The 12,235-nt window shown below is 44.1% G+C and carries 11 protein-coding genes and 3 tRNA genes; 3 read left to right on the forward strand and 11 right to left on the reverse strand.

Annotated elements, in window-relative coordinates:
- Window positions 1-47: 47 nt before the first annotated feature.
- Window positions 48-1,769 carry an NAD(P)/FAD-dependent oxidoreductase gene (locus tag AOT82_RS04190; RefSeq protein WP_071001944.1) on the reverse strand — a complete coding sequence of 574 codons (1,722 nt, stop codon included), beginning with the start codon at window positions 1,767-1,769 and terminating at the stop codon, window positions 48-50.
- Window positions 1,770-1,835: 66 nt separating this feature from the next.
- Complete coding sequence (locus tag AOT82_RS04195; RefSeq protein ID WP_071001945.1) at window positions 1,836-2,573, reverse strand: SDR family NAD(P)-dependent oxidoreductase; 738 nt, start codon at window positions 2,571-2,573, stop codon at window positions 1,836-1,838.
- A gap of 522 nt (window positions 2,574-3,095) precedes the next feature.
- On the opposite strand from AOT82_RS04195, the gene AOT82_RS04200 reads away from it, so the two are divergent.
- Both AOT82_RS04200 and AOT82_RS04205 read left to right on the forward strand, forming a co-directional pair.
- A complete protein-coding gene (locus tag AOT82_RS04200; protein ID WP_071001946.1) occupies window positions 3,096-4,298 on the forward strand; it encodes a pyridoxal phosphate-dependent aminotransferase in 1,203 nt (400 codons plus the stop codon).
- A gap of 258 nt (window positions 4,299-4,556) precedes the next feature.
- Window positions 4,557-4,632: transfer RNA gene (locus tag AOT82_RS04205), tRNA-Asn, on the forward strand.
- A 131-nt stretch (window positions 4,633-4,763) separates the two neighbouring features.
- On the opposite strand, the gene AOT82_RS04210 is transcribed toward AOT82_RS04205, so the two are convergent.
- From AOT82_RS04210 to msrB, 9 genes are all read right to left on the reverse strand, one after another.
- Window positions 4,764-6,071 carry an arsenic transporter gene (locus tag AOT82_RS04210; protein ID WP_071001947.1) on the reverse strand — a complete coding sequence of 436 codons (1,308 nt, stop codon included), beginning with the start codon at window positions 6,069-6,071 and terminating at the stop codon, window positions 4,764-4,766.
- Window positions 6,072-6,139: 68 nt separating this feature from the next.
- Window positions 6,140-6,880, reverse strand: coding sequence for an arsenical resistance protein ArsH (arsH, locus tag AOT82_RS04215; RefSeq protein WP_071003651.1), 741 nt, complete (start codon window positions 6,878-6,880; stop codon window positions 6,140-6,142).
- 19 nt (window positions 6,881-6,899) lie between these two features.
- Complete coding sequence (gene arsC, locus AOT82_RS04220; protein ID WP_071001948.1) at window positions 6,900-7,307, reverse strand: arsenate reductase (glutaredoxin); 408 nt, start codon at window positions 7,305-7,307, stop codon at window positions 6,900-6,902.
- Window positions 7,308-7,355: 48 nt separating this feature from the next.
- Window positions 7,356-7,718: an ArsR/SmtB family transcription factor gene (locus AOT82_RS04225; protein WP_071001949.1), complete on the reverse strand. Its 363-nt coding sequence runs from the start codon at window positions 7,716-7,718 to the stop codon at window positions 7,356-7,358.
- Between the two features lie 222 nt (window positions 7,719-7,940).
- Window positions 7,941-8,096, reverse strand: a complete 156-nt coding sequence (locus AOT82_RS14315) for a YrhK family protein (RefSeq protein ID WP_197496725.1) — start codon at window positions 8,094-8,096, stop codon at window positions 7,941-7,943.
- Between the two features lie 460 nt (window positions 8,097-8,556).
- Window positions 8,557-8,633, reverse strand: a tRNA-Asp gene (locus AOT82_RS04235).
- A gap of 52 nt (window positions 8,634-8,685) precedes the next feature.
- Window positions 8,686-8,761 (reverse strand) — tRNA-Val (locus AOT82_RS04240).
- A gap of 327 nt (window positions 8,762-9,088) precedes the next feature.
- The gene (locus AOT82_RS04245; RefSeq protein ID WP_071001950.1) at window positions 9,089-9,574 is read right to left on the reverse strand and encodes a glutathione peroxidase; all 486 of its coding nucleotides are present in this window, start codon (window positions 9,572-9,574) and stop codon (window positions 9,089-9,091) included.
- Between the two features lie 134 nt (window positions 9,575-9,708).
- Entirely contained in the window at window positions 9,709-10,134 is a 426-nt protein-coding gene (gene msrB / locus AOT82_RS04250; RefSeq protein ID WP_071001951.1) for a peptide-methionine (R)-S-oxide reductase MsrB, read from the reverse strand.
- A 390-nt stretch (window positions 10,135-10,524) separates the two neighbouring features.
- Between msrB and AOT82_RS04255 the strand changes: the two genes are divergently transcribed.
- The gene (locus AOT82_RS04255) at window positions 10,525-12,168 is read left to right on the forward strand and encodes an aminotransferase class I/II-fold pyridoxal phosphate-dependent enzyme (protein WP_071001952.1); all 1,644 of its coding nucleotides are present in this window, start codon (window positions 10,525-10,527) and stop codon (window positions 12,166-12,168) included.
- The last annotated feature ends 67 nt before the right edge of the window (window positions 12,169-12,235 follow it).

The raw sequence follows: 12,235 nt of genomic DNA on the forward strand, positions 1-12,235 counted from the left end.
GGTAAAGGCACATGATGATAGAAAAATTTGCAATATTGCTCGCAAGGCTATTTGGCTTTACGGCGAGCAAATAAACCACGTTTTTTATTTTGATTATTATCATCAGCCGCACTCTGTAAGCGCTCAGCATACTCAACCAGCTCCTGGTTGGTGGTCGCAGTGTTAATCTGACGCTTATCAAGGGTGCGTGCCTTTGTGTCAGCTTTTACTGGCAAGTCTTTATAACGAAACGGCGTATGTACGCTATCCGCAGCAGGCAAATGCGCTGGATCAACCTCGTCTTTTATATCGATATCATGGCCGAGCGCCTGACACACACGTAGACCGCTGCGTACGCCATCTTCATGAAAGCCATTAAACCAATATGCCCCGCAAAAATGCGTATGCAACCCTGTGCCAGAGATACTTGACCATTTGGTTTGCGCCTCAATCATTTTTAGATCGAACACTGGATGGCTATAATCAATGCTTTTGACGATTTGCTGATCATCGACTTCATGGTTAAGCGTAACCAAATAATTATGCTTCTTGGTCAGACGTTGCAAGATATTCATATGATACGTTAGCACGGGTTTTGCAGGTGCTTGTGTATTTACGCTAGCTTGATTCTTGTCTGTCACATTGTCTGAAGTCTTTCTATCAATAAGGTAGTTCCAGCTTGCCCATGCCAGTGGCTTCTTGGGCAAGACGCTCGTATCGGTATGCAATATCACCGTGTTTTTGGTGAAGCGGAAGTGACTCAGCACCTCAGTTTCAGTGGTACTGGCATCTGTTAGAATTTTCAGTGCGGTGTCTGCATGACAGGCAAAAACAACCTCATCAAATACAAGGTTCTCGCTGTTGTTGGCATCACCTTTGTTCTGAACCGTCAACAGCACTTGCTCACCATCACGTGTCACAGACTGTACTGGACTATTGACTCGCACTTTGCCACCTGCTTTGATAAAGCGTGGAATCAACTTATTAACGTATTGTTTTGAGCCGCCTTTGACCGTGAACCACTGCGGACGATTGACCACATCGAGCAAGCCATGATTGTCAAAAAATTGCGCAAAAAACACCAGTGGGAAATCTTGCACTTCATCCAGACTGGTTGACCAAATGGCTGAGACCATTGGCAGCAGATAGTTATCAGTAAATAGCTGACCATAGTTTTTTTGAGCCAAGTAATTACCTAGCGTCTGCTCAGTAAATCCGCTAATGTCTTGCCCCGCAGCACGCGCACTATCATACTCTTGACGGAGCTGCTTGATGTGCTTATTAAACTGCAAGATATCTTTGATAAACTGCCAGAACTTCGGATTGAGTACGTTTTTGCGCTGCGATAATAAGGTGTTGAGCGTATGCCCATTGTATTCAAAACGACGTGCGGTATTTTTGACCGAAAAGCTCATATCCGTCGCCTGAAATGGCACTTGCAGATCGTGGAGCAAACGGAAGAAATTGGGATAAGTACGCTCATTAAAAACAATAAAACCGGTGTCTATGGCGCTGCTCTCTACGTTACTAGTCTTTGCTTTTTTGCCGTCCTGTAGTGCCACATCAATGGTATTTACATGCCCGCCGATATAATCATTGGCCTCAAAAACGGTCACCTCATGTTGCGCGCCTAGGTAATGCGCACAGGTCAGCCCTGACACACCGGAGCCAATAATGGCGATACGTTTTTGTGCTCTCTGATGGTCAGCATTTTTGGCATGATTGCTCTTATCAGTATTTTGATTGTCAGTTTTTTGGCTAATTGCACGCTTGAAACGAATAAACGGCATAAAAGCATTCCCTTCTATATTTTTGCTGTTTTTATAGTGGATAATAGGTTTGTTAATAATGATGAATTACTTTTTATTGAGCTTTTCACTGACTTGCTGCCAGACCAAGTCAGGTAGTGTGCCCAATGCTTTTAGTGGCATCGTTAGTTTTTTGGGAAACTCAATAACCTCATGACCGCTTTCTATGCCATCACGGATGGCTTGACTGGCCTGCTTTGGCGTCTGGATAAACGGCATAGGGAAATCATTTTGCTCAGTCATTGGCGTTTCAACAAAACCCGGTACGACCAAGCTCACCGATACATCGTGTGGTGCGAGGCTAATCTGTAATGTTTTCATCAGATAATGGATAGCAGCTTTTGAGCTACCATAAGCTTCAGCACGCGCAAACGGCACATAAGCAGACGCTGAACCGATACCGACTAGGCGACCTTTAGACGCAATGAGCTTTGGCAATACGCCTTCGATGGCATGAGACAACGTGCCCATATTGACTGACATCACTTTCATAAATACTTCGCTATCGAAGTTTGGCATATCTAAATACTCACACATGCCAGCACCGCAAATCGCCAAATCAATGGTGTCGACTTTTTCAAACGCTGCAATGACTTTGTCACGATCCATGAGATCCAAATCAATCGTCTCTGCGCCGAGCGATTTTAGCTCAGCCAGCGCCTCGTCATCACGGCCGACAGCATACACGGTATGGCCCTCTAGCAGATAATCCTTGGTCAATTGATTGCCAATACCGGAGGTCGCACCAGTAATAAGAATGTGTTGTTTTTCAGCAGAATCTGTCATCGTGAATATCCTTTTTAAATGTTCTTATAATATGAAAAGCGTATCGCTCAACAAAGAGCTGAATAGAGCTGTCTTTAAATTCGGATGCAAGCTTTCATCTGAGCGTATTTGTGCTCTGTTATATGGCTTGTTTTTATTAACCTATACGCCATCTTATTTAACAAACCTAAATAATTATAGTGGTCGGCTATAGGTTTATTGTTGTGTCTTCGCAATTGCCACAACAAAAGCATCTTAACTTTGCTGTGGTCTTCATATTTATACAGTGAGTCATGCTAAAAGACAGTCCGCAATGTTTTGTTATCGGGGTAATAAGACAGCGCTATATCAGCATGCTACAATATTAAAATAGCCGCGCAGACATGGATGAGCGTCTCATTTATGATCGAATTGTGGCTATCTTCACGACAAGATGAGGTGATTGTCTAAACTGCCCGATATCTTGTCCTGATAGTGATAAAAGCGTTATATAATTAATATCGATTTTTACCAATCCCACTCCCATATAAAAAAGGATCTCTCATGAGCGAGTTGCAACTGTCTGACCGCGTCAATAGCATCAAACCCTCTCCTACGCTAGCGATTACTAATAAAGCAAAAGAACTAAAAGCAGCTGGCAAAGACATTATCGGTTTGGGTGCAGGCGAGCCTGATTTTGATACCCCTGACCACATCAAAAAAGCAGCAATCGATGCCATCAATAATGGCTTCACCAAATACACCGCTGTTGATGGTACGCCAGAGCTAAAAACCGCCATCATAGAGAAATTCAAGCGTGACAATGACATCAGCTACGAGCCAAACGAAATCCTAGTATCGGTCGGTGGTAAGCAGTCATTCTTTAACCTTGCCCAAGCGTTTATCAATCCTGGCGACGAAGTCATCATCCCAGCACCATACTGGGTGAGCTATCCTGATATGGTTATCATCGCAGAAGGCGTACCAGTCATCGTAAAATGCCCCGCTGAGCAAGATTTCAAAATCACCGCTGAGCAGCTAGAAGACGCCATCACTGAAAAAACCAAACTGTTGGTATTGAACAGCCCTTCTAACCCGACTGGTATGATTTATACCTTGGATGAGCTAAAAGCCATCGCTGAAGTATTGAAAAAGCATCCACACGTGTATGTGGCATCAGACGACATGTACGAGCACATCCGCTGGACGGGTGATAAGTTCTACAATATCCTCAATGCCGCGCCTGAGCTAAAAGACCGTGCCATTATCCTAAACGGTGTGTCTAAAGCCTATGCGATGACAGGCTGGCGTATTGGCTATGCTGGTGGCCCTGCCAAACTCATCGGCGCGATGAAAAAAGTACAGTCACAGTCTACTTCATGCCCAACCTCCATCAGCCAAGTGGCTGCAGAAGCAGCCATCAGTGGCGATCAGAGCGTACTTGAGCCAATGGTAGCGGCATTTGAGAAGCGCTGCGACCTAGTCGTTAATGGTCTAAACGCCATCAAAGGGATCACTTGCTTGCGCCCTGACGGTGCGTTCTACGTGTATCCTGAAATCAAGCCACTCATCAAAGCCGCTGGCCTATCATCATGTACTGAGTTTTCAGCATGGTTACTAGAAAAAGTCGGTGTCGCGGTCGTACCTGGTGATGCTTTCGGTCTTGGTGGCTATATGCGTATCTCTTACGCGACTGATGAAGCCACATTGCAAGATGCCTTGTCACGTATCGAAAAAGCCATTGCTGACTTGGACGTTGCCGAATAAGTCACAAAGCATCGTTAGCCTTACAAGTGCTTTAACAAAAAAGACGCCGCGTCGTTTCTATGCGGCGTCTTTTTTATGGTTGTTTTTGCTATTTATCCGTAAAAGCCCTCTCCCTCATCATTAAAGTGATATTTTTTACGAGTTATGAAAAAAAACGCTTGACGTATTTTTTATCTTTGCTAGAATACGCCCCACTTAGCAAGAACTCGTTAGAGACTTCTAAGGCTCGTTGTAAGCGATTAGTTACTTACAACCTATTCTCCAATAGCTCAGTTGGTAGAGCAACGGACTGTTAATCCGTGTGTCCCTGGTTCGAGCCCAGGTTGGAGAGCCACATTTTAGTAGTAAACCTTTTGAGTCACTATAGATTCAATTATGGCATTTGCCAAAACCCCCATCAGTTTGATGGGGGTTTTTTTATGGCTTGTATTTGAAAGCAACTCTGCACTGACTCTACTGTCTTAATTAGCTTGGCAGCATAGGCAGCCAAACAACCAAGGCCAAAAGCGTCACTAGTAACACAGGAGGCGTAATCAGCAGGCCTATTTTTATATATTGTCCCCAGCTAATTTTGTAGTTTTTTTCTGCCAATACATGCAACCATAATAACGTCGCAAGACTGCCAATCGGTGTAAACTTAGGGCCCAAATCGTTGCCGATTACATTGGCATAAATCATCAGTTCTCGCGTCGCAGCGGGCACTTGCGCCTGATCAATCGCAAGCGCACCGACCAAAGTCGCTGGCATATTGTTCATAATAGAGGCGACAATAGCAGATAAAAACCCAGTCCCTACTGTGGCAATGACTGCGCCCTGCCCTCCTAGCCAGTTAAGCACGCGCGCGCCATAGGCGGTAAGACCTGCATTGCCCAAGCCATACACCACCAAATACATACCAATCGAAAACAGGACGATTTGCCAAGGAGCTTTGCGTACGACATCACTGACAGAAATCACCGCGCCGCGTCCGCCTTGCCACAAACGACCAGCGATGGCCATTAGCAACAATGCGATAGCGCCAGTGACAAGTGAAATAGGTAACCCTAGCGGCTCGGTCGCAAAATAAGCAACCAGTAGCAAACCCAACAATGGAAAAGCGGCGCGAAAGACCAATGGATCGGTAATAGCGGATGCAGGGGCACTTAGATTATCGACTGGATAGTGCTTAGGAATATGACGGGCATAGACCATCCACAATACCAGTAGCGTCGCCAATACGGACACAATATTCACGGGCACCATAACTGCCGCATAACGCCCAAAACCAATATCAAAATAATTGGCGCTAACGATATTAACTAAATTTGAGGTGACCAAGGGCAGACTTGCTGTATCAGCGATAAAACCCGTCGCGATGATAAAAGCTAAAGCGGAAGGTGGTGCAAAATTTAGGCGCAGCAAGATCGCAATCACAATGGGCGTCAGTAATAGCGCCGCCCCATCATTGGCAAAAAACGCAGAAATAAACGCACCCAATATAACAATCATCGGAAACAGCAGTCGCCCTTGCCCATTGCCAAGGCGTGCCACATGCAGCGCTGCCCAACCAAAAAATCCTGCTCTATCCAAGATAAGCGAGATGATGATCAGCGCCACAAAAGTAAAGGTCGCATCCCAAACAATATCCCACACGATACCGACATCTGATAGCTGCACGACGCCAAGCGCTAACGCGACCAAGGCGCCGCCCATCGCACTCCAACCGATACCCAACCCTTTCGGTTGCCATATGACCAGCACCAGAGTGACAACAAAAATAGCGAACGCAAGCATGGCACAGCCTTACTTAGATAATAATATTAATGTGATTGTATTGGGGTGACAGTCTTAGCGTATCCGTATCAAAGCGACTTTTGATTGACGCGGTTCGATACTTCTTCAGCGCTCTCGACGCGTTCTGAATAGCGATCGGTAAGATACGCTGAGCGTCCGCGGGTAAGCCAAGTAAATTTCACCAACTCTTCGCAGACATCGACAAGACGCAGATATAACGGCGACATATCCATACGATTGTTATCGTTAAATTCTAAAAAGGCTTTGGGTATAGAGGACTGATTAGGGATAGTGATCATCCGCATCCAACGTCCAAGAATACGCATCTGATTGACCGTATTAAAGCTTTGACTGCCGCCACTGACTTGCATTAGTGCTAAGGTTTTACCCTGTGTTGGACGCACGCCACCCAAAGACAGCGGAATCCAATCGATTTGCGCTTTCATGATACTGGTGATACTGCCATGACGCTCTGGACTCACCCACAGCATCCCTTCTGACCACTGCGCCAACTCGCGCAATTCTTGCACTTTGGGATGATCTGAATCTACATCGTCAGGCAGTGGCAAGCCTGATGGGTCAAACATCCGCACCTCACAACCATACCAGCGTAACAGTCGGCTCGACTCTTCCGCGGCCAATCTAGAGAATGAGCGCGCGCGGACAGAGCCGTACAACACCAATATTTTGGGCGCATGACGTGGGTCATTGGGCGCGATTAACGACTCAATATCGATGGGTTGAATATTGTCGACATCGATATTGGGTAAATCGTCAAAGCTAGAATTTGCTGAAGCAGTAGACTCCATTATTGATGCTGGTTCGGCCTTAGTGTTTGCCATGATAAATGACCTCTCCATCTTCTTTTGTGAAGCTACTGACAGGGTTTGCTAGCAGTTCAAACACGCGCTCTGAAGGACGACATAAGGCCGCACCTTTATCAGTCACCACGATCGGACGATTGATCAAAATAGGATGCGCGATCATGGCATCGATGATGTGATCATCAGAGAGCTCAGGATTGTCTAGGCCAAGCTCATCATTAATCGCCTCTTTGCTTCTTAGCAACTCTCTTGGAGAGATTTGCATTTGGGCTAATAACTCAACTAAGCGTGCTCGTGTTGGTGGGTTTTTTAGATATTCCACCACTTCTGGCGTCTCTCCTGATGCTTTCATAATGGCAAGTGTGTTGCGAGAGGTTCCACAATTAGGGTTATGAAAAATTAAAGGTTTCATCGTCATCTTACCTATTTTATCAGTATGTTTATTGAATCGATTATTGGTTTAATGATTATCTTGCTCAGCAGATTCACTTACCCTGCAGCCACTTAAACTGTCGATGAGTGAGGCACACAATTCTGGATGGCCTGCACAGCAGTCTTGTAGTAAAAACTGAATGACGCTATCCATATGTGAGAGCGACGCCCGATAGATAATTTGCCGACTCTGTCGCTGTGAGACCACCCACCCTGCTCGTGCCAGCACTGCTAGATGCGCCGACATGGTATTGTGCGGCACAGAGAGCTGACGGGCTATTTCACCCGCAGGGAGTCCTTCAGGCTCGTGGCTGACCAACAACCTAAAAGCCTTTAGACGAGTGTCTTGAGAAAGTGCTGCAAAGCTTGCAGTAGCAGTAGTTATTTCCATATGTCCAATTATATAGACATATGGAAATAATTCAATGATTTTTGGATGAAATTTTTTCTTTTGGAAGTATCAAAGAACACTCACCATCGTTCAATGAACCAAACTACTTCTAGCACTAATAGCTATTATCCTTAGGAGTAATACTGGATAAATTGATTGTATTTGTATTTATAGTTACAGCTTATGGGTTATAACAAGCGCGGTATTACCTAACGCTATAACTTACCGCTGATTTGATAGGTTGTATACTCGACCGACATGAATCAAGCTGATCAGCTTGATCAGTGGCTTTATAAGTAGCTGTGCACTACCAAGAATAAACAGCCACGTCCCATCTGTGGTGAGCGACTCTTTTAAAAAGAAAGACCTACCAATCAAAAACTAAATAGCGATAAGTAAATCATTGACTGCGCCCAACGCATCGTAACGTCGCTGTATCACAATATGATCTTGTCCAACCCCTAAATCTAGCTTTTTACTATCACTCAAAATGCATCCCTTATATATCTATATTTATTAGGCAAACAGATATATCAGGCTGCAAATGCCGCTGTCAACAGAAGGCGCTGTAAGGCGTACGAAAATAAAGAGATTAATACCTGCTATGGCTTATTTATCCAATAATTTTAAGACTAATTTTTACTTATATTACATATTACTGAAAATAGTGGCAAAAAGGATTTTCGATTGATGATCGTGCTATCGTGGGTGGCTCATCTGCAATATACCAAAATATGATGACATTAAGCAAAAACACCTAAACACAAAAAAACCCCAAGTAAACTAATACTTGAGGCGAAACTTGCTTAAACTTTACAGTCTAAATTCGTTTTAAATATGGCGCAGCGGACGGGACTCGAACCCGCGACCCCCGGCGTGACAGGCCGGTATTCTAACCAACTGAACTACCGCTGCTTAGGTCGTCTTAGCTTCTTGCTCTTATTTAAAGAGCCCACTTGCTAAAAAGTGGTGGGTGATGACGGATTCGAACCGCCGACATTCTGCGTGTAAGGCAGACGCTCTACCAACTGAGCTAATCACCCTGAGAACCGTTAAAAAATTGCACTGCAATTTTAGGTTCGCAAGAGAAAATTCCTTAAAGGGAATTTTCTGAAGCTTTTAAAGCAATCAAGCTTTTCAACTTCTAAAGCTATCATCAGCTGTCACACTCAATGTTAACTTAATCAGCTGGGCTTATCTAAGTAAGTCCTCTTGCTGTGGGTGTGTATTATATAGATTTACACTTGGCTGTCAAACGCTATTTTTCAATTTTTTAAATATTTTTCAATTTTATATCGAAATTTTTAGCAAGCATATGTTTTTATTGATTTTATATTTTCATAAAAAATCATTTTTTTTAGACTCGATACTTACTTATTGGTTAATGCTTGCTCAATGTCTTTTTTGATGGCATCTGGCTTGGTTGTTGGCGCATAACGATCGATGACCTGCCCTTTGCTGTCAATTAAAAACTTGGTAAAATTCCATTTGATGCCATCTGTCAGTAGGCCGCCTTTTTGGTCTTTAAGCCAGTCATAGATAGGATGAGCGTCTGCGCCATTGACATCAATTTTCGCCATCATAGGAAAGCTGACACCATAGTTCTTTTGGCAAAACGCGCCGATCTCATCATTGCTACCGGGATCTTGGCTGCCAAATTGATTACAAGGAAAGCCGATAACGACCAGCCCTTGATCTTTGTATTGTTGATATAACGATTCTAACCCCTCGAACTGCGGAGTGAATCCACATTTGCTTGCCGTATTAACGATTAGCAATACTTTATCTTTATACTCGGAAAACGCTTGCGAGCTGCCGTCCATACGCTCAGCGGTGAAGTCATAAATAGTACTCATCATCTATCCTTAAATTGAGAATTTTATTATTTGTTTCAATAACGCCGTTTTCTTTGTCACATGAATATTAGAAACCCTTGAAAAGGAAGCACTCTGTACTTCCCCTCTCACACTTCTAAAATCAGATAAAGGACTTACTTCTCAGATTTATCCAAATCAATAGATACTGAGTTGATACAATAGCGCATACCTGTCGTCTCACGTGGACCATCAGGGAACACGTGCCCTAAATGTGCACCGCAGTTGCTACAGGTGACTTCGGTACGAATCATACCCAATGAGTTGTCAACATGCTCGTCTATCGCGCTGTTATCAATCCCTTGATCGAAACTTGGCCAACCACAACCCGCATCAAACTTGTTGCTTGAATCAAACAAACTGGCACCGCAGCCTTTGCAGCGATAAACCCCATCATCAGTCGCATCGTTATAGACGCCAGTAAACGGACGCTCCGTGCCTTTTTCGCGCATGACACGGTACTCTTCAGCACTCAAACGCTCTTTCCAGTCAGCTTCGGTCAATTGGCTGATTTCTTCTTTACTCAATTGATTGTCTTGCATAATGTACCCTTATTCGATTATTTATTATTGATAACTATTTTATCGCCATATTATTATAAAAACGATGGGTTATATGTGAAGGTTTACAACTCACTATTCAAGGCATATTTAAAAAGAGTACTGCCAATGCTATGTGATTTACAGTGCTTTGGGCAGCACCCTTCGAATAAAATACAGTCAATAATATTCGCTTATCTATAGATATGAGCATCAAGGCAAAGGGGAAAATACACAATATTGCAAGTTATTCTTGCATTTCATAAAAAGCGTTTCTATCTCTTGCAATATGTTTTGCAATGCAATAATATCTTGCATTGGTAAGTTATGAAAACAATATTCAATTTTGTATCATCTATACACGTTCACTGATTGATAAAGGCTCAAATAACAATGTCCGATAGCAATAGTAAAAGCACGCAAGCAGAGCGGCTAGTACAGCTACGCCGAGACAAAGGATTTACCGCAGAGCAGCTAGCACAGGCAATGACAGCCGCTGGTGCAAAGGTGAGTCGCGGCGCTATCTCCAACTGGGAGCGCGGCACTAACGGTATTGTCTCATCCAAGCTACCCACACTGGCTCGTATTTTAGGCTGTAGCGAAGGCTATCTCTTGCGCGGTGATCTTCAAAGTGAAGATACTAGTATGCTTTTATCCGAAGACAACTATTTATCTCAAAGTATGGATTTAGAGACAGCTCACGCTTCAGCTAGCTCATCAGACAATGGGGCAGCTAAGACTCAGCTTGAGACTTTTCCCGACACCGATAAACATTCACAAACCTACCCGACAAAGGGTCACGCTATGAACACCATAAAAAAATCCGATAAATTACAAAACGTCTGCTACGACATTCGCGGCCCCCTACTCCAAACTGCCAATAGAATGGAAGCAGAGGGTAAGCGCATACTGAAGCTAAATGTAGGCAATCCAGCGCCGTTTGGTTTAGAAGCGCCTCATGAAATCTTGCGTGACGTGGCGATGAATTTATCTGAGGCAACGGGTTATTCGGACTCACAAGGGATTTTTTCGGCGCGCAAAGCCATTTTGCAATATTACCAGTCTAAAGGCCTCTTATCAGCAGTTGATGTGCGTGACGTCTATCTGGGTAATGGTGTCTCTGAGTTGATTGTCATGACCATGCAAGCGCTAATGAACGATGGCGATGAAGTGCTGATTCCGATGCCAGATTACCCACTTTGGACAGCAGCGGCTAACCTCGCTGGCGGCACCGCTGTGCATTATCGCTGTAATGAAGCGGACAACTGGCATCCTGATGTTGAGGATATTAAATCTAAAATCACTAGCAAAACAAAGGGCATCGTGGTTATCAACCCCAATAACCCGACAGGCTCCCTTTATAGCGACGAGTTATTAAAACAAATTATCGAAGTTGCTAAAGAGCACAACTTAATCATCATGGCGGACGAGATTTACGATCGTATTCTCTATGATGATAATGTACATACACCGATGAGCACCTTGACCGATGAAGTACTGGTACTCTCATACAATGGCTTGTCAAAATCACACCGTATTGCCGGATTTCGCTCAGGCTGGATGATGGTGTCTGGACGCAAGCAACACGCGACTGACTTTATTGAAGGCTTGGATATGCTGGCATCCATGCGCCTTTGCTCGAATGTTCAAGGACAGTATGCCATCCAAACAGCGATGGGCGGTCATCAGAGTATGCAAGACTTGACCTCCGAAACAGGTCGCCTATATAAACAGCGCGAAATGGCGGTTTCACGTCTCAATGCGATTAAAGGCATTTCTTGTACCATGCCGCAAGGTGCGTTTTACTGTTTTCCAAAAATGGATCCAGAGGTTTACCCTATCACGGATGATATGGACTTTATGATGGACTTACTCGTCGAAGAAAACGTGTTGATGGTGCAAGGCACAGGCTTCAACTGGGACAAACCCGATCATTTTCGTTTGGTCTTTTTGCCTAACTTGCTTGATTTAGAAAATGCGATGGATAGATTGGACCGATTTTTTGCAAAAAAACGCCAGCAGTTTGGCACTGAGTAAATATTCATATGACATTAAAAAACGCTTATCGGCATCATGCTGATAAGCGTTTTTTATGGCTCTAGAA

This window comes from Psychrobacter sp. AntiMn-1 (assembly GCF_001854065.1).
GTDB classification, from domain to species: domain Bacteria; phylum Pseudomonadota; class Gammaproteobacteria; order Pseudomonadales; family Moraxellaceae; genus Psychrobacter; species Psychrobacter pacificensis.

What these genes read in the sequence shown, in the direction of transcription:
- AOT82_RS04190 (WP_071001944.1), bottom strand. Translation starts at nt 1,769, where the DNA reads ATGCCGTTTATTCGTTTCAAGCGTGCAATTAGCCAAAAAACTGACAAT.
- AOT82_RS04195 (WP_071001945.1), bottom strand. Translation starts at nt 2,573, where the DNA reads ATGACAGATTCTGCTGAAAAACAACACATTCTTATTACTGGTGCGACC.
- AOT82_RS04245 (WP_071001950.1), bottom strand. Translation starts at nt 9,574, where the DNA reads ATGAGTACTATTTATGACTTCACCGCTGAGCGTATGGACGGCAGCTCG.
- AOT82_RS04210 (WP_071001947.1), bottom strand. Translation starts at nt 6,071, where the DNA reads ATGCTTGCGTTCGCTATTTTTGTTGTCACTCTGGTGCTGGTCATATGG.
- AOT82_RS04225 (WP_071001949.1), bottom strand. Translation starts at nt 7,718, where the DNA reads ATGGAAATAACTACTGCTACTGCAAGCTTTGCAGCACTTTCTCAAGAC.
- arsC (WP_071001948.1), bottom strand. Translation starts at nt 7,307, where the DNA reads ATGAAACCTTTAATTTTTCATAACCCTAATTGTGGAACCTCTCGCAAC.
- arsH (WP_071003651.1), bottom strand. Translation starts at nt 6,880, where the DNA reads ATGGAGTCTACTGCTTCAGCAAATTCTAGCTTTGACGATTTACCCAAT.
- msrB (WP_071001951.1), bottom strand. Translation starts at nt 10,134, where the DNA reads ATGCAAGACAATCAATTGAGTAAAGAAGAAATCAGCCAATTGACCGAA.
- AOT82_RS04255 (WP_071001952.1), top strand. Translation starts at nt 10,525, where the DNA reads ATGTCCGATAGCAATAGTAAAAGCACGCAAGCAGAGCGGCTAGTACAG.
- AOT82_RS04200 (WP_071001946.1), top strand. Translation starts at nt 3,096, where the DNA reads ATGAGCGAGTTGCAACTGTCTGACCGCGTCAATAGCATCAAACCCTCT.